The following is a 661-nucleotide window of genomic DNA, read 5'->3' as shown; positions in this document are numbered from 1 at the left end:
TTCTATGTTTGGGGACACATGAAAGACATTGTTTATGCTACCGAAATAACAACGCGAGATGAACTAGTTGAAAAAATTGAAAGTGCAGCAGTAATTTTAAAAAATAACTTTTCCAATAGAATTACGCGCACTGAAATAAGAAAACGTGCACGTGCTTGTATTAGGCATAGGGGTACACATTTTGAAACCCATTTAAAAATGCATTAAAAAATTACATATCAATTTAGGCAGTTTTATTTTATTATATCCAATTTTATCTTTACTTCTGGCAAGGGCGATATTTGCTTGTCTATGTATTTTACGATTTTTCTTGGTGAAGGGAAAATATTATTATAAAACTGTAATGCCTCATTGGAAAGGTAATGAATCGTAGAAATTTTTCCTAAAATTTGTACGCTTAATGTACTATCAAATTTACGAATAAATCTGCAATAAAGTTCAGGCTAATCCAATAATTTTCGAATCAACTAAATTGGGACAGGTATTATTTTTTCATTGTCGTAAACTTTCACCCAAAATCTTATTACTTAACTTGTATTACATTCTAAACTAATGATAAAAAAGAAAATACCCGAAAAAATCTTATCCTTTTTGATTTATTCAACCATTAATGACAATAAGCCCTTTTAAAAAAAATACACAAATGTCCAAATATCTCGAA

General features: G+C 28.9%; 1 protein-coding gene. It reads left to right on the top strand.

What is annotated here, in order from left to right:
• A partial coding sequence (locus IV513_RS15625) for a hypothetical protein (protein ID WP_209391473.1) occupies positions 1–207 on the top strand: 207 nt, incomplete at its 5' end.
• Positions 208–661: the final 454 nt, after the last annotated feature.

The organism is Chryseobacterium sp. RR2-3-20 (assembly GCF_017808115.1).
Classification (GTDB): domain Bacteria; phylum Bacteroidota; class Bacteroidia; order Flavobacteriales; family Weeksellaceae; genus Chryseobacterium; species Chryseobacterium oryzae.
The sequence above is the reverse complement of the archived record's forward strand: the minus strand, read 5'-3'. Positions and strand labels throughout refer to the sequence as shown.